Origin of the sequence: Pseudomonas palmensis, assembly GCF_017848315.1 — a bacterium.
Taxonomy (GTDB): domain Bacteria; phylum Pseudomonadota; class Gammaproteobacteria; order Pseudomonadales; family Pseudomonadaceae; genus Aquipseudomonas; species Aquipseudomonas palmensis.
In genome coordinates, this window is sequence record NZ_JAFKEC010000074.1 from 1 (window position 1) to 23,711 (window position 23,711).

The window sequence follows — 23,711 nt, forward strand, 5'->3', positions numbered from 1 at the left end:
GGGCTCGAGGTCGGCCACCAGCGCCACCGGCTCTTCGGGCACCGGCAGCACCAGGCTGCTGGGGTGATCCTCGACGGCGACGGGCGCGCTCGCGACCGGGGCGGGCTCGACGGCTACCGGCTCAGGCAAAGTCGGGGCGATAGGCTCCAGCGCCTCTGGCACTGGGGTTTCGGGCTGTTCGACAACAGGTTGCTGGGGCTTTTTGCGCAGCCAGCCGAACAGGCCTTTCTTTTCACCGGCCGCGGCCGGGGTCTTTTTGTCGTCGTTGGAACCAAACATGGAAGACGGCTATCTCAGGGTAGCGATGCGCCAGTGTGGCGCCTCAAAATTCTTCTAACGCAGAACAGACTATGGTCAAGCCGACTGGTTCATGCGCAACATTTTGTCGGGACGCCTGCAACGCTTGATCTCGACAGGCATGGTCGTCAGGCAACCGGATCAGTATCCTAGCACCTCCTAGCCCGCCGACGCTAAGGCCATGCGGGCAGCCCTACAGGTTGAATCATCAATGAATGCTCTAGCCCGCCGCGCCGCCGGCCTGCTGCTCAGCACAATTGTCATGCCCCTGGTGGCGGTTGCCGCCGACGTCCAGCCCACCCATGAATTCACCCTCGACAACGGCCTCAAGGTCATCGTGCGTGAAGACCATCGCGCCCCGGTGGTGGTATCGCAGGTCTGGTACAAGGTCGGCTCCAGCTACGAGACCCCGGGTCAGACCGGCTTGTCCCATGCCCTGGAACACATGATGTTCAAAGGCAGCAACAAGCTGGGGCCTGGCGAAGCCTCACGCATCCTGCGTGACCTGGGCGCCGAAGAGAACGCCTTCACCAGCGACGACTACACCGCCTACTACCAGGTGCTGGCCCGCGACCGCCTGGGCGTGGCCCTGGAACTGGAGGCCGATCGCATGGGCAGCCTGCGCCTGCCGCCCGAAGAGTTCAGCCGCGAAATCGAGGTCATCAAGGAAGAGCGCCGCCTGCGCGTCGACGATCAGCCCAATTCCAAGGCCATGGAGCTGTTCAGCGCCATGGCCCACCCGGCCAGCGGCTACCACACCCCGACCATCGGCTGGATGGCCGACCTCGAACGCATGAAGGTCGAAGAGCTGCGCCACTGGTACGAAGCCTGGTACGTGCCCAACAACGCCACCCTGGTGGTGGTCGGCGACGTCACCGCCGACGAGGTCAAGGGCCTGGCCCAGCGTTACTTCGGTGCCATCCCCAAGCGCGCCACACCCCCTGCCAAACTGCCGCTGGAACTGGCCGAGCCGGGCCTGCGCCAGCTCACCGTGCATGTGCGCACCCAACTGCCGAGCCTGATCTACGGCTTCAACGTGCCGGGCCTGGCCACCGCCAAGGACCCGCGCAGCGTCCACGCCCTGCGCCTGATCGCGGCCCTGCTCGACGGCGGCTACAGCGCGCGCATGGCCACCCGCCTGGAACGCGGTCAGGAACTGGTGGCCGGCGCGTCGGCCAGCTACAACCCGTTCACCCGTGGCGACAGCCTGTTCGTGCTTTCCGCGGTGCCCAACACGCAGAAGAAAAAGACCCTGGCCGAGGTCGAAAGCGGCGTCTGGAAGCTGCTCGACGAGCTGAAAACCACCCCGCCAACCGCTGAAGAGCTGGAGCGCGTGCGCGCCCAGGTGATTGCCGGGCTGGTCTACGACCGCGACTCGATCAGCAGCCAGGCCACTACCATCGGCCAACTGGAGACCGTCGGGCTGTCGTGGAAGCTCATCGACAAGGAGCTCGACGAGCTCAAGAGCGTGACCCCGGCCGACATCCAGAGTGCCGCCCGCACCTATTTCACCCGCGAACGCCTGAGCGTTGCGCATGTATTGCCCGAGGAGCAGGCGCATGACTGAGCACACCACCCCACGCCACACCCCGAAGGGCCGCGGCGTATTCGGCGCGTTGCTGCTGAGCGCCGTGTGCCTGGCCGGCCCCGCCCATGCCGACACCACGGCCGCCAAGCCCGGCGCCAACCTGCAATCGCTGGCCGAGCTGGACGGCAAGGCACCGAGCCGACGCAACCTCGACATCAAGACCTGGAACACCGCCGAAGGCGCCAAGGTGCTATTCGTCGAAGCCCACGAACTGCCGATGTTCGACCTGCGCCTGACCTTCGCCGCCGGCAGCAGCCAGGACGGTAACCTGCCGGGCCTGGCCACCCTGACCAACGCCATGCTCAACGAAGGCGTGGCGGGCAAGGACGTCGGCGCCATCGCCGCCGGCTTCGAAGGCCTGGGCGCGGATTTCGGCAACGGTGCCTACCGCGACATGGCGGTGGCCTCGCTGCGCAGCCTGAGCGCCAAGGACAAGCGCGAGCCGGCCCTGAAGCTGTTCGCCGAAGTGGTGGGCAAGCCGACCTTCCCTGAAGACGCGCTCAAGCGCATCAAGAACCAGATGCTCGCCGGCTTCGAGTACCAAAAGCAGAACCCCGGCAAGCTGGCCAGCATCGAGCTGTTCGAGAAGCTCTACGGCAAGCATCCCTACGGGCACCCCAGCGATGGCGACGCCAGGAGCATCCCGCCGATCACCCTGGACCAGCTGCGCGCTTTCCATGCCAAGGCCTATGCCGCCGGCAACGTGGTGATAGCACTGGTCGGCGACCTCAGCCGCACGGAAGCCGAGGCGATTGCCGCGCAGGTCTCCGCCGCGCTGCCCAAGGGCCCGGCGCTGCCCAAGCTGGCACAACCGAGCGAACCCAAGCCGGGCGTCAACCACATCGACTTCCCGTCCAAGCAGACCCACCTGATGCTGGCCCAGTTGGGCATCGACCGCGCCGACCCGGACTACGCGGCCCTGTCGCTGGGCAATTCGATCCTCGGCGGCGGCGCCTTCGGCACCCGCCTGATGAGCGAAGTGCGCGAAAAGCGCGGCCTGACCTACGGCGTGTACTCGGTGTTCAGCCCGATGCAGGTGCGTGGCCCGTTCATGATCAACCTGCAGACCCGTGCCGAACTCAGCGAAGGCACGCTCAAGCTGGTACAGGACATCCTGCGCGACTACCTCAAGACCGGCCCCACCCAGCAGGAGCTGGACGATGCCAAGCGCGAACTGGCCGGCAGCTTCCCGCTGTCCACCGCCAGCAATGCGAGCATCGTCGGCCAACTGGGGGCCATCGGCTTCTATGACCTGCCGCTGAATTTCCTCGAGGACTTCATGCAGAAGTCCCAGAGCCTCACCGTCGAGCAGGTGCGTGCTGCCCTCAACAAGCACCTGGCCGCCGACAAGATGGTCATCGTGACCGCCGGGCCGAAGGTGGCGCAACAGCCGCTGCCACCGCCCACTGACAAACCCGCCGAGCAGCCGCTTGGCGTACCGGAGCATTAATGGCCAGTCCATCCGCCAAATCCAAGGCCGCCGCCCACGGCGGCCAGGGCCAGTTGCGCATCATCGCCGGCGAGTGGCGCAGCCGCCGCCTGAGCTTTCCTGACGCACCGGGCCTGCGCCCTACCCCCGACCGGGTGCGCGAAACCCTGTTCAACTGGCTGACCGCGCACATCGAGGGCGCCCGCGTGCTGGATGCCTTTGCCGGCAGCGGCGCGCTGTTTCTCGAAGCGCTGTCGCGCGGCGCGGCCTCGGCCGTGGCGCTGGACAGCAACCGCGCCGCCATCGAGAACCTCAAGGACAACCTGGAGCTGCTGCGCTGCCCCACCGGGCAGGTGATCCAGACCGACGTGGTGCGCTACCTGCAAGGCGAGCCCAAGGCCCCGTTCGACGTGGTGTTCCTCGACCCGCCCTTCCACCAGGACCTGCTGCCGGCCACCTGTGCGCTGCTCGAAGAGCGCCACTGGCTGGCCGAGCACGCGTGGATCTACACCGAAAGCGAAACCGCGCCGTCGACCCTGCAACTGCCGGGCAACTGGCGCCTGCACCGGGAAAAGAAGGCCGGTCAGGTGCACTATGCCTTGTGGGAGCGCGGCTGAACGTCGCCCCGCCTCCAGCCAACTGCGGCCGCCGCCTGAGGTGCTTTGCCTGATCGTGCTCCGGCGCTCCCCAGGCACGGCGCCGATCACCAACCGGCTTGTGCGTGCCGCCTGCACCACCACAGGGCTGCTGACCCTCAGCAGCCCAGCACACCCTTCCACGACCTCAGCCTCGCCAACCGACAGCCCTTGCCCGAAGTGACGCTTGCTGAATATGCTTTGGCGGCAGCAGACCTGCGCTTGCGCACATACACTGATCACAGGGTCTGCCGCCCGCTCAAGAGACCTCGACGATGTCCAGCGCCACCCCACCCCCGTTCAAGCCAGCCACCGGCCTGCGCAACCCCCATGTGCAGACGCTCTGGGGCCCGCTCTGGCGCAAATCGCCACCGCTGGCACATCGGCGCGAGCGCCTGTGGCTGGCCGACGGCGATTTCCTCGACCTGGACTGGCACGGCCCGCTTGCCACCACCACGCCACTGGTGGTGGTACTGCACGGCCTGACCGGCTCGTCGACCTCCCATTACGTCATCGGCCTGCAGCGCGCCCTGGCGGCGCAGGGCTGGGCCAGCGTGGCGGTCAACTGGCGCGGATGCTCGGGCGAGCCGAACCTGTTGCCGCGCAGCTACCACTCCGGCGCCAGCGAAGACCTGGCCGAAGTCATCGCCCACCTGCGCACCCAGCGCCCGCAGGCACCGCTGTACGCGGTGGGTTATTCGCTGGGTGGCAACGTGCTGCTCAAGCACCTGGGGGAAGCGGGTACGGCCAGCCAGCTGCAGGCGGCCGTGGCGGTGTCGGTGCCGTTTCGCCTGGACCAGTGCGCCGATCGCATCGGCCTGGGGTTTTCACGGGTGTACCAGGCGCACTTCATGCGCGCCATGCTGGGCTACGTGAAGGACAAGCAGCGCCACTTCCAGCACCACGGTCACCATGAGGGCCTGGCAACCCTGGACCGCCTCGGCCCGCTGGAAAACCTGCGCACCTTCTGGGATTTCGACGGCCGCGTGACCGCGCCGCTGAACGGCTTCAGCGACGCCCACGACTACTACCAGCGCTCGTCGAGCCGCTACTACCTGGGTGAAAACCGTACGCCCACGCTGATCATCCATGCCCAGGACGATCCGTTCGTGTTCAGCCACAGCCTGCCAGGGGCCGCCGAACTGGCCAGCCAGACCACCCTGGAGCTGCACCGTCATGGCGGTCACGTGGGCTTTGTCGACGGCAGCCTGCGCCAACCCGGCTACTACCTGGAGCGGCGCATTCCACAGTGGCTGGCCAGCGGGGCCTGATCAGTCGCCCTTGGCCACCGGACGCTGCGGGTCGGTGATCCACTCGCTCCACGAACCGGCGTACAGCCGCGCCAGCGGATAACCGGCCAAAGCCAGGGCGAACAGGTTATGGCAGGCCGTCACCCCCGAGCCGCAATAGGCCACCAGCGCCTGCGGCTGGCGCGTACCGAGCAAGGCGGCAAAGCGCTGCTTGAGCTGCTGGGGCGACAGAAAACGACCATCGGGCCCCAGGTTGTCGGTGAAGGCCGCGCAATGCGCACCGGGGATATGCCCGGCCACCGGGTCGATGGGCTCCACCTCGCCGCGAAAACGCGGCAGCGCACGGGCGTCGAGCAGGGTCAGGTCGGGCGTGCCCAGGCCATTGGCCAACTCGGCGGCGTCCAGCACCAGGCTCGCATCGGGCTGCCCGCTGAAGCTGCCTTCACGCTTGTCACAGGCATCCAGGCTCAGCGGCAACCCGGCCGCGTGCCAGGCCTTGAGCCCGCCATCGAGGATCGCCACCCCGTCGCGCTTGCCCAGCCATGCCAGCAACCACCAGGCCCGCGCGGCAAAGGCTCCGGGGCCATCGTCGTAGAGCACCACGTCGCTGTCGTTGTCGATGCCCCAGCTGCGCAGCCGTTGGATCAGTTGCTGCGGGTCGGGCAAGGGGTGGCGACCGGTCACACCCTTGACCACCGGCCCGCTCAGGTCACGCTCCAGGTCGGCGAAGTGCGCGCCGGCGATATGCCCTTCGGCATAGCTGCGCTGGCCATAGTCGACGTCTTCCAGGGCAAAGCGACAATCGAGAATCACCAGCTTCGGAGCGCCCAGGCGCTCTGCCAGTTGCTGGGGTGCGATCAGTTGCGCGAGTGGCATGTCGGTCTCCATATCGATTCAAAGGGGGTGGGCGGCCTACTGTTCCAGTGCCTGGTCCAACGGCACGTAGAATTCCTTGCACAGCGCATCCACTGCAGGGCGCGCGCTGGCGGTGACGAAACCGAGCTCCAGCACCAGCACCTGGTACACGCCGCGCTTGATCGCCTCTTCGCTCAGGTGCGCGGAGTGCTCGCGGGTGGTGCACAGAAAGCGCACCCAGGAGGTCAGCACGATCCAGGCATTGAGGGTCAGCGATTCGATCTGCACGGTGTCCATGGCCACGATGTCGGCCTCGACGAAACCTCGGTAGATGGCCTGGCCCTGCAGCAGGCAGCGCTGCGAAAAACGTCGGTAGCGCGCAGCCAGGGTCGGGTCGTGGCCGAGCAGGTGTTCGAGGTCGCGGTGCAGGAAGCGGTAGTTCCACATCGCCGACAGCAGCGCCTCGAGGTAGAAGCGCTTGTCCTCGACGGTGGCGGCGCGCCCCTGGGGCGGGCGCAGAAAGCCTTCCACCAGCGCCTCGTACTGGGTGAACAGCACGGCGATGATCGCCTGCTTGTTGGCGAAGTGGTAATAGAGGTTGCCAGGCGAGATTTCCATGTGCGCAGCAATGTGGTTGGTGCTGACACTGCGTTCACCCTGCTGGTTGAACAGCTCGAGGCTGTTCTGCACGATGAGCTCGCGGGTCTTGATGCGCGGTGCCATGGTCAGCTCCAAAGGCATGAGCTTGAAGGAATAGGCTTATCTTACGGCGTATCCGCCAAGGGATGTACCACCTGCACAACCGGCGTATATGCTCCAGGCACACTTGCCCTGCCATGGAGCCCGCATGCCCCTCCAGACCCTGTTCGAACAGCAGCGCCGGGCCTTTGCCGGGCTGCCCATGGCGCCGGCGGCGCAGCGCCTGCAGTGGCTTGCCAGCCTGCGCCGGCTGCTGCTGGCGAACCAGTCGGCCCTGGTCGCGGCGATCGACCGCGACTTCGCCGGGCGCAGCGCCGACGAGACCCTGCTGGCCGAACTGATGCCCAGCGTGCAGGGCATTCGCCACGCCGAGCGCCACCTCAAGGGCTGGATGAAGCCGGTGCGGCGCACGGTGGGCCTGGCGTTCCAGCCGGCCAGCGCGCGGGTGCTGTACCAGCCGCTGGGCGTGGTGGGCATCATCGTGCCGTGGAACTACCCGCTGTTTCTGGCCATCGGCCCGCTCACCGCGGCGCTGGCAGCGGGCAACCGGGTGATGCTCAAGCTCAGCGAAGCCACCCCGGCCACCGCGGCACTGCTTCAGCGCCTGCTGGGCGAAGTGTTTCCCGACGACCTGGTCAGCGTGGTGCTGGGCGATGCTGGCGTGGGCGAGGCCTTCTCGCGCCTGCCGTTCGATCACCTGCTGTTCACCGGCGCCACCAGCATCGGCCGCCAGGTGATGGCGGCGGCAGCCACCAACCTGACCCCGGTGACCCTGGAGCTGGGCGGCAAGTCGCCGGCCATCGTGTCGGCCAGTGTACCGCTGGCCCAGGCGGCCGAGCGCATCGCCTTCGGCAAGACCCTCAACGCCGGGCAGACCTGCGTTGCCCCGGACTACGCGCTGGTACCGCGCGAGCGCCTGGAGGGCTTCGTGCAGGCCTATCGCGAGGCAGTGCTGCGGTTTTATCCACAGGTGCGAAACAACCCGGACTACAGCGCGATCATCAATGTGCGCCACCTGGCGCGCCTGGAAGGCTATTTGCGCGATGCCCGCGACAAGGGCGCCAGCGTGCTCGACCTGTACCCCGGCGAAGCCCGCGAAGGTCGGCGCCTGCCGCCGCAGGTGCTGCTGCAGGTCGATGACAGCATGCAGGTGATGCAGGACGAGATCTTCGGCCCGCTGCTGCCGGTGGTGCCCTATGACAGCCTGGCCGAGGCGCTGGCCTATGTGAACCAGCGCCCGCGCCCGCTGGCGCTGTACTACTTCGGCCACGACCGTGCCGAGCAGCGGCGGGTGCTGGAGCAGACCCATTCCGGCGGCGTGTGCCTGAACGACACCCTGCTGCACGTGGCCCAGGACGACCTGCCGTTTGGCGGGGTCGGGCCGTCGGGGATGGGCAACTACCATGGGCACGAGGGCTTCAAGACCTTCAGTCATGCCCGGGCGGTGTTCGCCAAGTCGCGGGTGAATGCGGCGCGGCTGATCTATCCGCCGTATGGGAAGGCGCTGCAGCGGTGGGTCTATCGTCTGTTCATTCGCTGACGTTGCAGCGACTCCATCGCGGGTCAGGCCCGCTCCCACAAAGAGATGCATAGCCTGGGGGAGCGGGCCTGACCCGCGATGGGGTCGATACTTTCAAGGCACCAGACACTCGGCCTGCAGCGGGTGACAAGCATTATCACGCCTGTCTATAGTGCCTTGAGCCGGCGATGGCGACTTGGCCGACCGCAGCTGCTGCGATACCATCCGACTCCCAAACGCACTCCTGCCAGGACGACGCGATGAACCGAGTGTTGTACCCAGGTACATTCGACCCTATTACCAAAGGCCATGGCGATCTGGTCGAGCGGGCCTCCCGGCTGTTCGACGAGGTGATCATCGCGGTCGCCGCCAGCCCCAAGAAGAACCCGCTGTTCCCCCTGGAACAACGGGTAGAGCTGGCGCGTGAGGTCACCAAGCACCTGCCCAACGTGCAGGTCATCGGCTTCTCCACGCTGCTGGCGCATTTCGCCAAGGAGCAGCAGGCCAATGTGTTCCTGCGCGGCCTGCGCGCGGTTTCGGACTTCGAGTACGAGTTCCAGCTGGCGAACATGAACCGGCAACTGGCGCCCGACGTCGAAAGCCTGTTCCTGACGCCGTCCGAGCGCTATTCGTTCATATCCTCGACCCTGGTGCGCGAAATCGCGGCGCTGGGCGGCGATATCACCAAGTTCGTGCACCCGGTAGTGGCTGACGCCCTCACCGAGCGCTTCAAGAAGTAGCCGCGCCCGCATCGAAAACCGCGCCCGCGTGCACTGCGGGCGTTAATGCGGCACAATTGTGCCCATTGGTTTTCATATGCCCGGGCCTGACGCCCCGGCCGGAGTCCCCATGTCCCTGATCATCACCGACGATTGCATCAATTGCGACGTCTGCGAACCCGAGTGCCCGAACGCCGCCATCTCCCAGGGCGAAGAGATCTACGTGATCGACCCCAACCTGTGCACCCAGTGCGTTGGCCATTACAACGAACCGCAGTGCCAGCAGGTCTGCCCGGTCGACTGCATCCCGCTGGATGAAGCGCACCCGGAAACCGAAGACGAGCTGATGGCCAAGTACCGCAGGATCACCGGCAAGGCCTGATACAGGCCGCTAGGTCTGGCAGCGCGGGCAGAACACGCTGGCGCGCTGGCCCAGGGTCACGTTGCGCAGCACCGTGCCACACACCTTGCACGGTTCTTCCCCGCGCCCGTACACGAACAGTTCCTGCTGGAAGTAGCCCGGCTGGCCGTCGCCGCCGATGAAGTCGCGCAGGGTGGTGCCGCCACGCTCGATGGCGGCGGCCAGGATGCGCTTGATCTCGATGGCCAGGCGCAGGTAGCGCGCCCGCGAAATGCCCCCGGCCGGGCGCCGCGGGTCAATGCCCGCCGCGAACAGCGCCTCGGTCGCATAGATGTTGCCCACCCCCACCACCACCGCGTTGTCCATGATGAACGGCTTGACCGCCATCGAGCGCCCGCGCGACAGCTGGAACAGCCGCTCGCCATCGAACAGGTCGGTCAGCGGCTCCGGGCCCAGGCGCAGCAGCAGCTCGTGCTGCAACGGGTCGGGGGCCCAGAGCATCGCGCCAAACCGGCGCGGGTCGGTGTAGCGCAGCGCCAGCCCCGACTCCAGCTCGATGTCCACATGCTCGTGCTTGGCCGCCGGCAGGCCGATCTCCACCAGCCGCAGGTTGCCCGACATGCCCAGGTGGCTGATCAGCGTGCCCACCTCGGCGTTGAGCAGCAGGTACTTGGCACGCCGTTCCACCGACACGAAGCGCTGCCCCGACAGGCGTACGTCGAGGTCTTCGGGTATCGGCCAGCGCAGGCGCCGTTCACGCACCACCACACGGCTGACACGCTGCCCTTCAAGGTACGGCGCAATGCCGCGGCGGGTGGTCTCGACTTCAGGTAGCTCGGGCATGGGTCAGTGCGCACCCATTTCGCGGATGGTCTGCTTGAGGTTCTCGAAGTCGTACTCCGACAGGCCCACGTAGTCGAGCACCAGGTGCCCGACGGTGTTCCATTCGTGGTCCACGCTCTGGTTGCCCAGCACCCGGTACGAGCTGCAGATGTGCTCGGCCATCTTCAGAATGGCCAGCAGGTTCTTGAGCTGGGTGTTGCGCGCCGAATCGTCGCTGAACACCGCCAGGGCATTGTGGTGGTTGGCGATGGCGGCACTCACGTGCTCGGGCAGGCGCCACGACTTGGCCGTGTAGTAGCCGACCACGGCGTGGTTGGTGTTGAACGTGCGGTTCTCGGTGTCGACCACGCGCTTGTCGGGGCCGGCCTCGGCGTAGGCCTGCTCCAGGGTATGCATGTAGTCGGGGAAGCGCTTGTGCATCAGCGGCACGCCGCAATCGTGGAACAGCCCCAGGGCATAGGCTTCGTCCACCGCCTGCGAGCCGATGCGCTTGGCCAGGGTCAGACAGGTCATGGCCACGTCCTGGGCGGTATCCCAGAAGCGGTTGAGGGTGACGATGGTGTCGTCGCTCATCTCGCCCTTGATCGACTGCGCGTTGATCAGGTTGATGATCGAGCGGCTGCCCAGCAGGTTCACCGCGCGCTGGATCGAGGCGATCTTGTTGGTCAGCCCGTAATACGGCGAATTGACCAGCTTGAGCAGTGCGCCGGAAAGGCCCGGGTCCTGGGAGATCAGCTTGGCGATGGTCTCCAGGTCCGGGTCGGGCATGTACTGCTCGAACTGCAGGTCGACCATGATCTGCGGCTGGGGCGGTACGCTGATGCCCTGCAGGGCTTGCTGGATCTGTTCGGCGGTAAGTTCCTGGGACATAGATACACACTCGGGGCTGAAGGGCGATTCTAACCCTGCAGGCGGGCCGGGAAACACCCGTTGATGGATTCAGAAGGAACTTTGCCTGCCCCAGGGCTGCCTGCTTACTACAGGTTCAACTCAACAGGAGCACGCAGATGACGACCCAACTGAACGGCAAGCGCGTGGCCATGCTGGTCACCGACGGCTTCGAGCAGGTAGAACTCACCGGGCCCAAGCAGGCCCTCGAGCAAAGCGGCGTGCGCGTCGACATCCTCTCGGCCAAACCGGGCACGGTCAAGGGCTGGAACCATGACAAGCCCGCCGACGACTTCAATGTGGACAACACCTTCGACAAGGCCGACGTCGCGGTCTACGACGCCATCGTGCTGCCCGGCGGCGTGCAGAACTCCGACACCATACGCATCGACCCCGGTGCCCAGAAGCTGGTCAAGGCCCACGACGCCAGCGGCAAACCCCTGGCGGTGATCTGCCATGGCGCCTGGCTGCTGGTGTCGAGCCAGTTGGTCAAGGGCCGCAAGATGACCAGCTACAAGACCGTGCGCGACGACATCACCAATGCCGGCGGGCAGTGGCAGGATCAGGCCGTGGTCATCGACCGCAACCTGATCAGCAGCCGCCAGCCCGACGATATTCCCGCCTTCAACACCCAGCTGCTGCGCGCTTTGGGCGCCTGATCGGCTATTTGTCGCCGGCCGAGCCGCGTGCCCGGCCGACGCGCTATACTCCCGCTCTTTTTTCCGGAGCGACGTCATGTCCCTGCCCAGCCTTCGCCTCAAAGCCAACGCCGACCGCCGCCTGCGCGCCGGCCATCTGTGGGTGTACAGCAACGAAATCGACGTCGCCGCGACCCCGCTGCATGGCTTCAAGGCCGGCGACCAGGCGGTGCTCGAAGGTGCCGGCGGCAAGCCGCTGGGCATCGTCGCCATGAGCCCCAACAACCTGATCTGCGCGCGCCTGCTGTCGCGCGACGCCAAGCTGGCCCTGGACAAGTCGCTGCTGGTGCACCGCATCAACGTGGCCCTGTCGCTGCGCGAGCGCCTGTTCGACAAGCCGTTCTACCGCCTGGTGTACGGCGACTCGGACCTGCTGCCGGGCCTTGTGGTCGACCGTTTCGGCGACATCCTGGTGGTACAGCTGGCCTCGGCCACCATGGAACAGCACAAGGACGACGTGATCGCCGCCCTGGTGCAGGTGCTCAAACCCACCGGCATCCTGTTCAAGAACGACTCGGCGGCGCGTGATGCCGAAGGCCTGAACCGCTACGTCGAAACCGTGTTCGGCCTGGTGCCGGAGTGGGTGGCGCTGGAAGAGAACGGCGTCAAATTCGAAGCGCCGGTGATGGAAGGCCAGAAGACCGGCTGGTTCTACGACCACCGCATGAACCGCGCACGCCTGGCACCCTACGTCAAAGGCAAGCGCGTGCTCGACCTGTTCAGCTACATCGGTGGCTGGGGCGTGCAGGCCGGTGCGTTCGGCGCCAGCGAAGTGTTCTGTGTGGATGCCTCGGGCTTTGCCCTGGATGGCGTGGAGCGCAATGCGGCGCTCAACGGCATTGCCGAGAAGGTCACCTGCGTGGAAGGCGATGTGTTCGAGGCGCTGCGCGAGCTCAAGGCCGCTGAAGAGCGTTTCGACGTGATCGTGGCCGACCCGCCCGCGTTCATCAAGCGCAAGAAGGACTTGAAGAACGGCGAAGGCGCCTACCGCCGCCTGAACGAGCAGGCCATGCGCCTGCTGAGCAAGGACGGCATTCTGGTCAGCGCCTCGTGCTCGATGCACCTGCCCGAAGACGACCTGCAGAACATCCTGCTGACCAGCGCCCGCCACCTGGATCGCAACATGCAGCTGCTCGAACGCGGCGGCCAGGGCCCGGACCACCCGGTGCACCCGGCGATCCCGGAAACGCGCTACATCAAGAGCATCACCTGCCGGCTGCTGCCCAACAGCTGATCGCGCTGAATGAAAATCCCGGCCAGGTGCCGGGATTTTTTTTGCCTGTAACGGCCTTTTCGCAGGCAAGGCCGGCTCCTGCAGGCAGGTGCACTCAATCGCGCTGCGGGTAAGGCATCATTCCCAGTTCTCGCCCGTCGATCACCAGGGTCTTGTAGCGCGGTTTCGCCAGCTTGAGCGTGCCCGCCCGAATCTGCTCGATCAGTGCGCGCCCCGTGCCGATCCCGTCCACCCGCGCATAATCACGCCAGAAGCCCTCGTGACGCGCATATACGAACGCCGACGTCGAGTACTCGTGCTTGGGAACCACCAGCACTTCGTTGACCCCATCGTCATCCAGGTCCACCTGCCAGGCAGCACACCCCGAACTGCCGCATTGGCTCTCGATCAGGGTCAGGTTGAGCATCTGCGCACTGTCCTCCGGCGCAGGCCCGATCCATTCCAGCTTGGGTCCGTACTCACGCGGCGACATGCTCACCGGTTCGGCCTCCAGCAGTCGATCGGCCAGCAGCTCGCGGCTTGGCGCATCCAGGATCTGCCCCTCCTTGACCAGGCGCGACAACCGCTCGAACTGCTCGATCCCCGGCTTGCCGAGCCGGTAGCGCAATGCGCGCGCATCGAATGCATCCGCCGAGGTGCGCCCGCTCAACAGCCGCTCCATCTGGTTGGCGGCACTGTAGGTCAACGGGTTGAGCACCGGCGTGAACACCAGCATCAGCACCACGAAACTCAGCAGCGCGATCAACGGGTTGCTGCGCCGCAAGCTGCCCAGCCACACCGCCTGGCGCGGGCGAATGGCCCACAGCGCGGCCAGGCTGTGCACCAGCGCGATGCCGATCAGCAGCATCGCCAGAAAGCGCTGCGGGGTCAGGCCGTACTGGTCGATGCGCAGCCAGCTCGAATAGCACGCCAGCGCCATCAGCAGCGGCAGGCACACAAGGCTGGCGTTCACCAGCAGCTTCAGGGGCCTGGCATAACCGGCATCGTGCTCGCCGTCCTGGAACACGCCGTTGAGCAGAAACAGCGTACTGCCCACCAGGCACAGCAGGATGCTGGTGGAGTAACCGGTGTTGAAGATCGGCGCGACCCCGGTCACCGCCAGCGCCAGAGTGAACACCACCGCAATCAGCGAACACAGCGGCAGCAGGTAGCGGCACACGGTGAGCAGCACATTGCGCAGCAGGCCGATGGCCTTGTCGTTCTGGCGCCCCATGCGGATGCCCAGCGAGAAGAAGATCGGCAGGCACACGCAGATGAATTCGAGCGAGGCGAAGATATCGCTGAGCACCGGCGCGCCCAGAATCGTGAACAGCCGCCCGCACAGCCACAGCAGCATCCAGAACGCCAGGGCCACCAGCAGCGCCAGCAGCACGATGAAGGCATTGTTCCAGGCGTGCTGGTACAGGTCCTGATAGCGCAGGCGATTGCCGTCGCGGGTCGGCCAACTGAGGATGAACGCCGCGCCGATATAGGCCAGCACCAGCGAGGCCGGCATCCAGCGCATCCATAGCCAGCCGTCGGCCGATTGCGCATACAGCCAGGCGGACACGCTGGCCATCAGCAACGCCAGGCCGGCCACCAGCAGCCAGGTGCCGCGCTGGCGCACCGCGCCGCCCAGCAGTTGCAGATTGATGCCGCCCACCAGGGCCAGCGTGGCGCAGAACACCGCGAGCACAGGGTTGCGGTAATGGATGAAGGTGAGCAGCAGCGCCCCCTGTACCAGGGCGATGGCGAGGTAATACAGCACGGAGCGGTTGAGCACGGGCATTCCAAGTCCTTTTGCGAGGGGTGATGCACAAGGCGCGCAGTCTAGGGCCAGGCGACCCCGCACGGCTAGAGCACGTCGACTTCATTGCAGCGCCGCACAGACCTCATGCAGCCATGCACATATATCGATAAAAATCCAGGCCAATAATCCATAAGGGCAAATTTTTCATTGATCCAGGCGACATAAGCAGATAAAAATCGACTCAATCAAAATAAAAACAATGCAGGTTCGACCCATGTCCTCTATCGACCGCTCTCATCCTGGCACTTCAGATACCGCTCGACTGCGCCGCGTGCTGGGGCTGCCCGCCCTGGTGTTCTTCGGCCTGGTGTACATGGTGCCGCTGACCATCTTCACCACCTACGGCATCGTCACCGAGCTCACCGGTGGCCGCACCGCAGGCGCCTACCTGGTGACCCTGCTGGCCATGCTGTTCACCGCGACGTCCTACAGCTTCATGGTCAAACGCTTCCCGGTGGCGGGCTCGGCCTACTCCTATACCCACCTGGCGTTCGGCCCCAACATCGGCTTTCTGGCCGGCTGGTCGCTGCTGCTCGACTACCTGTTCATCCCGATGATCAACTACCTGCTGATCGGGCTGTTCCTCAACATCGCCTTCCCGGCACTGCCGGTGTGGGGCATCATCGTCGCCGCCATCGCCCTGGTGACCGTGCTCAACGTGATCGGCATCCATTCGGTGGCCAAGGCCAGCAACCTGATCGTGGGCGCGCAGATCATCTTCATCGGCGTGTTCGCCGCACTGTCGATCAAGAGCCTGCAAGGCGCGCCTATCGACCTGCTGTCGCCCCTGCTCGGTGACGGCACCCGGCCCGGGTTCAGCCACCTGATGACCGGGGCAGCGGTGCTGTGCCTGTCCTTCCTGGGCTTCGACGCGGTATCGACCCTTGCCGAGGAAACCCGCGACCCGCAACGCGATGTGCCGCGCGCCATCCTGCTCACCACCCTGGGCGCCGGGCTGCTGTTCACCGTGCTGGCCTACATCAGCCAGCTGGTACTGCCGGGCAGCCACTTCGCCAACGTCGATGCGGCAGCCAATGAAGTGATGTTCAAGGCCGGCGGGCAGTTCCTCGCCAACTTCTTCACCGCGGCCTTCGTGGCCGGCAGCCTGGGTTCGGCACTGGCCTCGCAGGCTGCGGTGTCGCGCATCCTGTACACCATGGGCCGCGACCAGGTGCTGCCACGGCGCTGGTTCGGGCGCCTTTCGCCACGCTTCGGCACCCCGGTGTTCGCCACCCTGGTGGTATCGGTGTTCTCCCTGCTGGCACTGGTGATCGACCTGACCACCCTGGCCTCGCTGATCAGCTTTGGCGCGCTGGTGGCGTTCTCGGCGGTGAACCTGGCGGTGGTGCGCACGCACCTGGTCGATCAAGCCTGCCACCGCAACCTCTCGGGGCTGCTGCGTTACGGCGTGGTGCCGCTGGTGGGCATGAGCCTCACGCTGTGGCTGTGGACCAGCCTGTCGGCACTGACCCTGACCATCGGCATGACCTGGTTCACCCTCGGCCTGGTGTACCTGGGCGTGCTGACCGGCGGCTTTCGCAAGCGCGTGAAGCTGGTGCACTTCTCCGAGGCCGGCTGAACGCCATGGCGGTTGGGCGGCCCGCGCGCAGCGAAAACGCCCAACCGCCCAATGCGCCATTCCTTCCCGCCGCCAGCGGTGTAGAATCGGCCTATTCATCGCCAGTCATCCCCGGCGGGTTTATGAGCTCTGGTCGAGCCCTCGGCGATCCCGTGGTGTTTTCGGCCTCATCCGTACCAGCGGCCACCTGCCTTCGGTGCAAAGGACAAGAGAAGCTCACTCCCCTTTTTGTTACCTGATTAGCCGCCAGGAGTGCTTCATGCCTGATTACCGCTCGAAAACGTCCACCCACGGTCGCAACATGGCCGGCGCACGCGCCCTGTGGCGCGCCACCGGCATGAAAGATGCCGACTTCAAGAAGCCGATCATCGCCATCGCCAACTCCTTCACCCAGTTCGTCCCGGGCCACGTGCACCTGAAGGACCTGGGCCAGCTGGTGGCCCGCGAGATCGAGCGCGCCGGTGGCGTGGCCAAGGAATTCAACACCATCGCCGTGGATGACGGCATCGCCATGGGCCACGACGGCATGCTGTACTCGCTGCCCAGTCGCGAGATCATCGCCGACTCGGTCGAGTACATGGTCAACGCCCACTGCGCCGACGCCATCGTGTGCATCTCCAACTGCGACAAGATCACCCCCGGCATGCTGATGGCCGCCCTGCGCCTGAACATCCCGGTGATCTTCGTGTCCGGCGGCCCGATGGAAGCCGGCAAGACCAAGCTGGCCAGCCACGGCCTGGACCTGGTCGACGCCATGGTGATCGCCGCCGACAGCTCGGCCAGTGACGAAAAGGTCGCCGAATACGAGCGCAGCGCCTGCCCTACCTGCGGTTCGTGCTCCGGCATGTTCACCGCCAACTCCATGAACTGCCTGACCGAAGCCCTGGGCCTGGCCCTGCCGGGCAACGGTTCGACCCTGGCCACCCACAGCGACCGCGAAGAGCTGTTCCTCAAGGCCGGCCGCACCATCGTCGAACTGTGCCAGCGCTACTACGGCGAGAACGACGAGTCGGTACTGCCGCGCAACATCGCCAACTTCAAGGCGTTCGAGAACGCCATGATGCTCGACATCGCCATGGGCGGCTCGACCAACACCATCCTGCACCTGCTGGCCGCCGCCCAGGAAGCCGAGATCGACTTCGACCTGCGCGACATCGACCGGTTGTCGCGCAGCGTGCCGCAGCTGTGCAAGGTGGCGCCGAACATCCAGAAGTACCACATGGAAGACGTGCACCGCGCCGGCGGCATCTTCAGCATCCTCGGTTCGCTGGCCCGTGGCGGCCTGCTGCACACCGACCTGCCGACCGTGCACAGCCGCAGCATGGAAGAAGCCATCGCCAAGTGGGACATCACCCAGACCGACGACGAAGCGGTGCACCACTTCTTCAAGGCCGGCCCGGCCGGCATCCCGACCCAGACCGCGTTCAGCCAGTCGACCCGTTGGGAAACCCTGGATGACGACCGCGAGAACGGCTGCATCCGCAGCTTCGAGCACGCCTACTCCAAGGAAGGCGGCCTGGCCGTGCTGTACGGCAACATCGCGCTGGATGGCTGCGTGGTGAAGACCGCAGGCGTCGACGAGTCGATCCACGTGTTCGAAGGCAACGCCAAGATCTTCGAAAGCCAGGACAGTGCGGTACGCGGCATTCTGGCCGACGAAGTGCAGGCCGGCGACATCGTGATCATCCGCTACGAGGGGCCAAAAGGCGGCCCGGGCATGCAGGAGATGCTGTACCCGACCTCTTACCTGAAGTCCAAGGGCCTGGGCAAAGCCTGTGCGCTGCTGACCGACGGGCGCTTCTCGGGCGGCACCTCGGGCCTGTCCATCGGCCATGCTTCGCCGGAAGCGGCAGCAGGCGGCGCGATTGGCCTGGTGCGCGACGGCGACAAGGTGCTGATCGACATTCCCAACCGTTCGATCAACCTGCTGGTCAGCGATGAAGAGCTGGCGGCGCGGCGTGTCGAGCAGGACAAGAAGGGCTGGAAGCCGGTCGAGCAGCGTCCGCGCAAGGTGACCACCGCACTCAAGGCCTACGCCCTGCTCGCCACCAGTGCCGACAAGGGCGCGGTGCGCAACAAGGCCATGCTGGACGGGCTGTAAGGTCTGGCGACAATAAAGAACCGGCGCCCAGGCGCCGGTTTTTTTTGCCTGCGGTGCGGTGTTCGCCGGCAACGCCGGCTCCTACAGACGCCGTTGCCCCCGTAGGAGCCGGCGTTGCCGGCGAAGAGGCCGGTACAGAGGGCGGCAACATCTGCCCCTTACACCCCAGCCCCGCATCTGTTTTCGTCCGTCTTTGCTTGCCGAGGAATATGGTTATTCCAAAACCATCTATCTAAATTCCATTTAGATCTAATTTCGTTGTTTTTCAGGCTGTTAGCATTTCTGTTCGCAATCGCGCACAGACGCGACGCCCCGCCCTTTGTCTGGAGCTTCAATGAACCTGCCGCTGTTTCTCAACCTGCTGGTGTTCGCAGCCTTGCTGCTGGGCCTGGCGCAAACCAGCAAGACCTCCTGGAGCCTGGCCAAGAAAGTGCTGGTCGGCCTGATCGTCGGCGTGCTGTTCGGCAGTGCCCTGCATGCCATCTACGGTGCCGGCAGCCCGGTCCTGAAAAGCACCATCAGTTGGCTCGACCTGGTCGGCAACGGCTATGTGGGCCTGCTGCAGATGATCGTCATGCCGCTGATCTTCGTCTCGATCCTCAGCGCCGTGGCACGCCTGCACAACGCCTCGTCGCTGGGCAAGATCAGTTTCCTGACCATCGGCACCCTGCTGTTCACCACGGCCATCGCCGCGTTGATCGGCATCGGCCTGACCAACCTGTTCGGCCTCAGCGCCGAAGGCCTGGTGGCCGGCGTGCAGGAAACCGCGCGCATGCAGACCATCCAGAGTGACTACGCGGGCAAGGTCGCCGACCTCAACATCCCGCAACTGCTGCTGTCGTTCATCCCCACCAACCCGGTGGGCGACCTGGCCCGGGCCAAGCCGACCTCGATCATCAGCGTGGTGATCTTCGCCGCGTTCCTCGGTGTGGCCGCCTTGCAACTGCTCAAGGACGACGCCGACAAGGGCAACCGTGCGCTGGTGGCCATCGACACCCTGCAGGCCTGGGTGATGCGCCTGGTACGCCTGGTGATGAAGCTCACCCCATATGGCGTGCTGGCGCTGATGACCAAGGTGGTGGCCAGCTCGAACCTGGACGACATTCTCAAGCTGGGCAGTTTCGTGGTGGTGTCGTACATCGGCCTGGGCCTGATGTTCGTGGTGCACGGTGTGCTGCTGGGCCTGGGCGGGGTCAACCCGCTGCGGTTTTTCCGCAAGGTATGGCCGGTGCTGACCTTTGCCTTCACCAGCCGCTCCAGTGCGGCGAGCATTCCGCTGAGCATCGAGGCGCAGACCCGTCGCCTGGGCATCCCTCAGGCGATTGCCAGCTTTGCCGCCTCGTTCGGCGCGACCATCGGCCAGAACGGTTGCGCAGGCCTGTACCCGGCGATGCTGGCGGTGATGGTGGCCCCGGCAGTGGGCATCGACCCGCTCGACCCGCTGTGGATCGCCACGCTGGTGGCCATCGTGACCCTGAGTTCGGCCGGGGTGGCCGGGGTGGGCGGCGGTGCGACCTTCGCCGCGCTGATCGTGCTGCCGGCGATGGGCCTGCCGGTGGAGCTGGTGGCGCTGCTGATCTCGGTCGAGCCGCTGATCGACATGGGCCGCACGGCACTGAACGTGAGTGGTGCGATGGTGGCCGGTACCCTGACCAGCCAGGCCATGGGGCAGACCGACAAGGTGCTGCTGGAGGCCGATGAGCATGCGCAGTTGACGCATAGCTGAAGGCCCCTTCGCCGGCAAGGCCGGCTCCTACAGCAATCGTGTAGGAGCCGGCCTTGCCGGCGAATGCATCAACGCCGCTCCCACACCTCGAAGTGATAAGCCGGCTTGTCCCCTTCAGCCGCATTGGCCTGGGTCGATTTCATCGCCCACTGCTGCGCATCCACCTCGGGGAACCACGCATCCCCCACCGGGCTGAGCTCGACCCGCGTCAGGTACAGCCGATCCGCCAGCCCTCGTTCCAGCGCCTGCCCGTACAGCTGCGCACCGCCGATCAGCATCAGCTCGTTCACACCGTGCTCCAGCGCCCACTGCTCGGCCCGCACGATGGCCTCATCCAGCGAGCCGAACACCTCGGCGCCCTCCAGCACCAGGCCCGGCTGACGGCTGACCACCAGGTTCAGACGCCCCGGCAAGGGGCGCCCCAGCGAATCCCAGGTCTTGCGACCCATGATGATCGGCTTGCCCAACGTGGTGGCCTTGAAATACTTGAAATCCCCCGGCAAATGCCAGGGCATGCTGTTGTCGATGCCGATGACGCGGTTCTCGGCGAGGGCCGCGATCAGGCTGAGAGGCAGTGATGTTTTCATGCCCGCGAGGATAGCAAAGCCCGCTGGCCGATGCGTGGGTTATGCTTTGGGCAGTTTTGATCAATGGAAGCTGGGTGTGACTGGACTGACTGACCTGGACAAACGCTGGCTCACCGAAGCCGTGCGCCTGCGTGAAGAACATGCCGGCGCGCTGGAAGACCAGGAAGCCAACCGCCGCGCGCGCCAGCAAGGCGGCGACCTGGCTGCACGCATCGAACACCGCGCCCTGTGGCTGGCCGAACGCGACGGCCTGCGCGCCGCGCTGGGGCGCTGGAAAGCCGGGGCGCGCCTGGCGCTGCTGGCCCTGCTGCTGCTCGCCGTGCTCAGCGGCGCCGGCCTGGCCTTCGCCGGGCTGGGCGACGGCCAGCGCCCGGTCAACGTGTTCTGGGCGCTGGGCAGCCTGCTGGGGCTTAACCTGCTGATGCTGCTGAGCTGGGCTCTGGGCTTTGCCCTGGCCGGCGACCATGGCGCCAGCCTGGGGCGGCTGTGGCTATGGCTGAGCGAAAAGTTCGCCCGCGATGCCAAGGCCGCGCATCTGGCCCCAGCCCTGCTGGTACTGCTGCAACGCCAGCGCCTCAACCGCTGGCTGCTCGGCCTGCTGGTGCACGGCCTGTGGCTGCTGGCGCTGGCCAGCGCCCTGGTGGTGATGCTGATGCTGCTGGCCACCCGGCGTTATGGCTTTGTGTGGGAAACCACCATCCTCGACCCCGACACCTTTGTCGGCCTGACCCAGGCCCTCGGCACCCTGCCCGCGCTGCTGGGCTTCAGCGTGCCGGACGCGGCCATGATCCGCGCCAGCGGCGCCAGCCAACCGGCGCTGGAGCTGGCACGCCAGTCGTGGGCCGGCTGGATGCTCGGCGTGCTGGTGGTGTACGGCCTGCTGCCGCGGCTGGTGCTCGCGGCCCTGTGCCTGTGGCGCTGGCACAGCGGGCGCCGGCGCCTGGGCCTGGACCTCAACCTGCCCGGCTACAGCGCCCTGCGCGACGTGCTGATGCCCAGCAGCGAACGCCTGGGGGTCAACGACCCTGCCCCGCAGGCCTTGCCCGAAATCACCCGCAGCGAAGGCGACGCACCGGCCGAGGGCGCCTTGCTGGTGGGCCTGGAGCTCGACGACCAGCACCCCTGGCCGCCCGCTCTGCCAGCCTCGGTGACCAACGCCGGTATCCTCGACAGCCGCGAATCACGCAACAGGCTGCTCGAACAGCTGAGCCGCTTCCCGCCCGCGCGCCTGGCCATCGCCTGCGACCCGCGCCGCTCGCCCGACCGGGGCAGCCTGGCGCTGCTGGCCGAGCTTGCGCGCAGCGCCGGGGCCACGCGCATCTGGCTGTTGCAGGCACCACCCGGCCAGGCACTGGACGCCGACCGCCTGGGCGACTGGCACCAGGCGCTGGAGCAACTGGGCCTGGCGTACGCCGACAGTGCCCCCCTCAACTGGCTGGAGCATGGCCATGACTAAGCCGTTGAAACTGGCCGTGGTCGGCCACACCAACGTCGGCAAGACCTCGCTGCTGCGCACGCTCACCCGCGACGTGGGTTTCGGCGAAGTCTCACACCGCCCCAGCACCACCCGTCATGTGGAAGGCGCACGGCTGTCGGTGGAGGGCGAGCCGCTGCTGGAGCTGTACGACACCCCGGGCCTGGAGGATGCCATCGCGCTGCTCGATTACCTGGAGCGTCTCGATCGGCCCGGTGAGCGGCTGGACGGCCCGGCGCGGGTCGAGCGTTTTCTGCAAGGCAACGAGGCGCGCCAGCGCTTCGAGCAGGAGGCCAAGGTGTTGCGCCAACTGCTGGCCAGTGATGCCGGGCTGTACGTGATCGACGCCCGCGAGCCGGTGCTGGCCAAGTACCGCGATGAACTGGAAGTGCTGGCCGGTTGCGGCAAACCGCTGCTGCCGGTGCTCAACTTCGTGGCCAGCAACGAGCATCGCGAGCCGGACTGGCGCGAGGCCCTGGCACGCCTGGGGCTGCACGCACTGGTGCGCTTCGACAGCGTGGCCCCGCCGCAGGATGGCGAGCAGCGCCTGTACGAAAGCCTGGCCTTGCTGCTGGAGAATGCGCGCCCGGCCTTGCAGCGCCTTATCGATGACCAGCAGGCCCAGCGTGTGGCACGCCAGCACAGCGCCAAGCGCCTGATTGCCGAACTGCTGCTCGATTGCGCGGCGTGCCGGCGTAGCGTGATCGCCAGGCCGGAGGCCGAGGCAGCGGCGATCAGCGAGCTGCATCAGGTGATTCGCCAGCGTGAACAACGCTGCGTCGAGGCGCTGCTCAAGCTGTATGCGTTTCGCAAGGACGACGCCAACACCGGCGAGCTACCGCTGCTGGACGGGCGCTGGGGCGATGACCTGTTCAACCCCGAGACCCTGAAATTGCTGGGCGTGCGCCTGGGCAGCGGGGTTGCCGCAGGCGCGGCGGCCGGTGCCGGGGTCGACCTGCTGGTCGGCGGCATCACCCTGGGGGCGGCCGCACTGGCCGGGGCGATTGCCGGGGGTGCGCTGCAGACGGCACGCAGTTACGGTTCGCGGCTGATGGGCAAGCTGAAGGGCCAGCATGAACTGACGGTGGACGACGGGGTGCTGCGTTTGCTGGCGTTGCGTCAGCGTCAGTTGCTGGCGGCGCTGGAGGGGCGCGGGCATGCGGCGACAGCTCGCATCAAGCTGACGTTGCCCAGCGACAAGGGCTGGCGCGAGGGCAAGTTGCCGGAGGCGCTGAGCAAGGCGCGGGCGCACCCGCAGTGGTCGTCAATGAACCCAGGGGCCAAACTCGGGCAGGCGGAGCGGCAGGAGCAGATCGACAGTCTTGTGCAGGAGCTTTAAGGCCAATCGCGGGTCAAGCCCGCTCCCACAGAGAGTGTGCGATCCCTGTGGGAGCGGGCTTGACCCGCGATGGCGGTCTTAGATCAGACGTGCAATATGCC

Annotated in this window: 19 protein-coding genes and 2 pseudogenes; 14 read left to right on the forward strand and 7 right to left on the reverse strand. The window is 66.2% G+C overall.

Annotated elements, in window-relative coordinates; translation table 11 throughout:
• A pseudogene (locus tag JZZ72_RS25115) lies at nt 1-279 on the reverse strand (signal recognition particle-docking protein FtsY); the annotation flags it as partial.
• A 229-nt stretch (nt 280-508) separates the two neighbouring features.
• Between JZZ72_RS25115 and JZZ72_RS25120 the strand changes: the two are divergent.
• From JZZ72_RS25120 to JZZ72_RS25135, 4 genes and pseudogenes are all read left to right on the forward strand, one after another.
• A complete protein-coding gene (locus JZZ72_RS25120) occupies nt 509-1,864 on the forward strand; it encodes a M16 family metallopeptidase (protein ID WP_043859990.1) in 1,356 nt (451 codons plus the stop codon).
• A 103-nt stretch (nt 1,865-1,967) separates the two neighbouring features.
• Nucleotides 1,968-3,335: pseudogene (locus tag JZZ72_RS25125) on the forward strand (M16 family metallopeptidase); the annotation flags it as partial.
• On the forward strand, nt 3,335-3,931 hold the full coding sequence (rsmD, locus tag JZZ72_RS25130) for a 16S rRNA (guanine(966)-N(2))-methyltransferase RsmD (RefSeq protein ID WP_043859992.1): 597 nt from the start codon (nt 3,335-3,337) through the stop codon (nt 3,929-3,931). The pseudogene JZZ72_RS25125 and the gene rsmD, both read left to right, overlap by 1 nt.
• 293 nt (nt 3,932-4,224) lie before the next feature.
• The gene (locus JZZ72_RS25135) at nt 4,225-5,220 is read left to right on the forward strand and encodes a hydrolase (RefSeq protein ID WP_043859993.1); all 996 of its coding nucleotides are present in this window, start codon (nt 4,225-4,227) and stop codon (nt 5,218-5,220) included.
• Here JZZ72_RS25135 and JZZ72_RS25140 read toward each other — a convergent pair whose 3' ends face one another.
• Together JZZ72_RS25140 and JZZ72_RS25145 are read right to left on the reverse strand one after the other, a co-directional pair.
• A complete protein-coding gene (locus JZZ72_RS25140) occupies nt 5,221-6,075 on the reverse strand; it encodes a sulfurtransferase (protein ID WP_058541851.1) in 855 nt (284 codons plus the stop codon).
• Between the two features lie 36 nt (nt 6,076-6,111).
• The gene (locus JZZ72_RS25145; RefSeq protein WP_043859994.1) at nt 6,112-6,777 is read right to left on the reverse strand and encodes a TetR/AcrR family transcriptional regulator; all 666 of its coding nucleotides are present in this window, start codon (nt 6,775-6,777) and stop codon (nt 6,112-6,114) included.
• Between the two features lie 88 nt (nt 6,778-6,865).
• Between JZZ72_RS25145 and JZZ72_RS25150 the strand changes: the two genes are divergently transcribed.
• From JZZ72_RS25150 to JZZ72_RS25160, 3 genes are all read left to right on the forward strand, one after another.
• Nucleotides 6,866-8,293, forward strand: a complete 1,428-nt coding sequence (locus tag JZZ72_RS25150) for a coniferyl aldehyde dehydrogenase (RefSeq protein ID WP_104572827.1) — start codon at nt 6,866-6,868, stop codon at nt 8,291-8,293.
• A 239-nt stretch (nt 8,294-8,532) separates the two neighbouring features.
• The gene (coaD, locus tag JZZ72_RS25155; protein ID WP_043859996.1) at nt 8,533-9,012 is read left to right on the forward strand and encodes a pantetheine-phosphate adenylyltransferase; all 480 of its coding nucleotides are present in this window, start codon (nt 8,533-8,535) and stop codon (nt 9,010-9,012) included.
• 109 nt (nt 9,013-9,121) lie between these two features.
• Nucleotides 9,122-9,373 carry a YfhL family 4Fe-4S dicluster ferredoxin gene (locus JZZ72_RS25160; protein WP_210015333.1) on the forward strand — a complete coding sequence of 84 codons (252 nt, stop codon included), beginning with the start codon at nt 9,122-9,124 and terminating at the stop codon, nt 9,371-9,373.
• 9 nt (nt 9,374-9,382) lie between these two features.
• Here the strand turns inward: JZZ72_RS25160 and mutM are convergent, their stop codons facing one another.
• On the reverse strand, nt 9,383-10,195 hold the full coding sequence (gene mutM, locus JZZ72_RS25165) for a bifunctional DNA-formamidopyrimidine glycosylase/DNA-(apurinic or apyrimidinic site) lyase (protein ID WP_058541780.1): 813 nt from the start codon (nt 10,193-10,195) through the stop codon (nt 9,383-9,385).
• A gap of 3 nt (nt 10,196-10,198) precedes the next feature.
• Entirely contained in the window at nt 10,199-11,065 is an 867-nt protein-coding gene (locus JZZ72_RS25170; RefSeq protein WP_043859998.1) for an HDOD domain-containing protein, read from the reverse strand.
• Nucleotides 11,066-11,202: 137 nt separating this feature from the next.
• Between JZZ72_RS25170 and JZZ72_RS25175 the strand changes: the two genes are divergently transcribed.
• Nucleotides 11,203-11,742, forward strand: a complete 540-nt coding sequence (locus JZZ72_RS25175) for a type 1 glutamine amidotransferase domain-containing protein (RefSeq protein ID WP_058541779.1) — start codon at nt 11,203-11,205, stop codon at nt 11,740-11,742.
• A gap of 76 nt (nt 11,743-11,818) precedes the next feature.
• Complete coding sequence (locus JZZ72_RS25180) at nt 11,819-13,015, forward strand: class I SAM-dependent rRNA methyltransferase (RefSeq protein ID WP_043860000.1); 1,197 nt, start codon at nt 11,819-11,821, stop codon at nt 13,013-13,015.
• Between the two features lie 94 nt (nt 13,016-13,109).
• Here JZZ72_RS25180 and JZZ72_RS25185 read toward each other — a convergent pair whose 3' ends face one another.
• On the reverse strand, nt 13,110-14,783 hold the full coding sequence (locus tag JZZ72_RS25185) for a DUF4153 domain-containing protein (protein ID WP_210015334.1): 1,674 nt from the start codon (nt 14,781-14,783) through the stop codon (nt 13,110-13,112).
• A 235-nt stretch (nt 14,784-15,018) separates the two neighbouring features.
• Here JZZ72_RS25185 and JZZ72_RS25190 point away from each other — a divergent pair, with 235 nt between their 5' ends.
• From JZZ72_RS25190 to JZZ72_RS25200, 3 genes are all read left to right on the forward strand, one after another.
• Nucleotides 15,019-16,383: an APC family permease gene (locus JZZ72_RS25190; protein WP_210015335.1), complete on the forward strand. Its 1,365-nt coding sequence runs from the start codon at nt 15,019-15,021 to the stop codon at nt 16,381-16,383.
• A 259-nt stretch (nt 16,384-16,642) separates the two neighbouring features.
• Complete coding sequence (gene ilvD, locus JZZ72_RS25195; RefSeq protein ID WP_043860003.1) at nt 16,643-18,484, forward strand: dihydroxy-acid dehydratase; 1,842 nt, start codon at nt 16,643-16,645, stop codon at nt 18,482-18,484.
• 334 nt (nt 18,485-18,818) lie between these two features.
• The gene (locus tag JZZ72_RS25200) at nt 18,819-20,210 is read left to right on the forward strand and encodes an L-cystine transporter (RefSeq protein WP_058541775.1); all 1,392 of its coding nucleotides are present in this window, start codon (nt 18,819-18,821) and stop codon (nt 20,208-20,210) included.
• Nucleotides 20,211-20,278: 68 nt separating this feature from the next.
• Here JZZ72_RS25200 and JZZ72_RS25205 read toward each other — a convergent pair whose 3' ends face one another.
• The gene (locus tag JZZ72_RS25205) at nt 20,279-20,797 is read right to left on the reverse strand and encodes a dihydrofolate reductase (protein WP_043860005.1); all 519 of its coding nucleotides are present in this window, start codon (nt 20,795-20,797) and stop codon (nt 20,279-20,281) included.
• A 76-nt stretch (nt 20,798-20,873) separates the two neighbouring features.
• Between JZZ72_RS25205 and JZZ72_RS25210 the strand changes: the two genes are divergently transcribed.
• The gene (locus JZZ72_RS25210) at nt 20,874-22,253 is read left to right on the forward strand and encodes a DUF2868 domain-containing protein (RefSeq protein WP_210015336.1); all 1,380 of its coding nucleotides are present in this window, start codon (nt 20,874-20,876) and stop codon (nt 22,251-22,253) included.
• On the forward strand, nt 22,246-23,610 hold the full coding sequence (locus JZZ72_RS25215; protein ID WP_058541772.1) for a DUF3482 domain-containing protein: 1,365 nt from the start codon (nt 22,246-22,248) through the stop codon (nt 23,608-23,610). The genes JZZ72_RS25210 and JZZ72_RS25215 overlap by 8 nt, the downstream gene beginning before the upstream one ends.
• Nucleotides 23,611-23,711: the final 101 nt, after the last annotated feature.

Coding starts and splice junctions, on each gene's coding strand:
- JZZ72_RS25120 (WP_043859990.1), top strand. CDS start 509: ATGAATGCTCTAGCCCGCCGCGCCGCCGGCCTGCTGCTCAGCACAATT.
- JZZ72_RS25200 (WP_058541775.1), top strand. CDS start 18,819: ATGAACCTGCCGCTGTTTCTCAACCTGCTGGTGTTCGCAGCCTTGCTG.
- JZZ72_RS25135 (WP_043859993.1), top strand. CDS start 4,225: ATGTCCAGCGCCACCCCACCCCCGTTCAAGCCAGCCACCGGCCTGCGC.
- JZZ72_RS25215 (WP_058541772.1), top strand. CDS start 22,246: ATGACTAAGCCGTTGAAACTGGCCGTGGTCGGCCACACCAACGTCGGC.
- rsmD (WP_043859992.1), top strand. CDS start 3,335: ATGGCCAGTCCATCCGCCAAATCCAAGGCCGCCGCCCACGGCGGCCAG.
- JZZ72_RS25175 (WP_058541779.1), top strand. CDS start 11,203: ATGACGACCCAACTGAACGGCAAGCGCGTGGCCATGCTGGTCACCGAC.
- JZZ72_RS25140 (WP_058541851.1), bottom strand. CDS start 6,075: ATGCCACTCGCGCAACTGATCGCACCCCAGCAACTGGCAGAGCGCCTG.
- JZZ72_RS25145 (WP_043859994.1), bottom strand. CDS start 6,777: ATGGCACCGCGCATCAAGACCCGCGAGCTCATCGTGCAGAACAGCCTC.
- JZZ72_RS25190 (WP_210015335.1), top strand. CDS start 15,019: ATGTCCTCTATCGACCGCTCTCATCCTGGCACTTCAGATACCGCTCGA.
- mutM (WP_058541780.1), bottom strand. CDS start 10,195: ATGCCCGAGCTACCTGAAGTCGAGACCACCCGCCGCGGCATTGCGCCG.
- JZZ72_RS25170 (WP_043859998.1), bottom strand. CDS start 11,065: ATGTCCCAGGAACTTACCGCCGAACAGATCCAGCAAGCCCTGCAGGGC.
- ilvD (WP_043860003.1), top strand. CDS start 16,643: ATGCCTGATTACCGCTCGAAAACGTCCACCCACGGTCGCAACATGGCC.
- JZZ72_RS25180 (WP_043860000.1), top strand. CDS start 11,819: ATGTCCCTGCCCAGCCTTCGCCTCAAAGCCAACGCCGACCGCCGCCTG.
- JZZ72_RS25205 (WP_043860005.1), bottom strand. CDS start 20,797: ATGAAAACATCACTGCCTCTCAGCCTGATCGCGGCCCTCGCCGAGAAC.
- coaD (WP_043859996.1), top strand. CDS start 8,533: ATGAACCGAGTGTTGTACCCAGGTACATTCGACCCTATTACCAAAGGC.
- JZZ72_RS25185 (WP_210015334.1), bottom strand. CDS start 14,783: ATGCCCGTGCTCAACCGCTCCGTGCTGTATTACCTCGCCATCGCCCTG.
- JZZ72_RS25160 (WP_210015333.1), top strand. CDS start 9,122: ATGTCCCTGATCATCACCGACGATTGCATCAATTGCGACGTCTGCGAA.
- JZZ72_RS25150 (WP_104572827.1), top strand. CDS start 6,866: ATGCTCCAGGCACACTTGCCCTGCCATGGAGCCCGCATGCCCCTCCAG.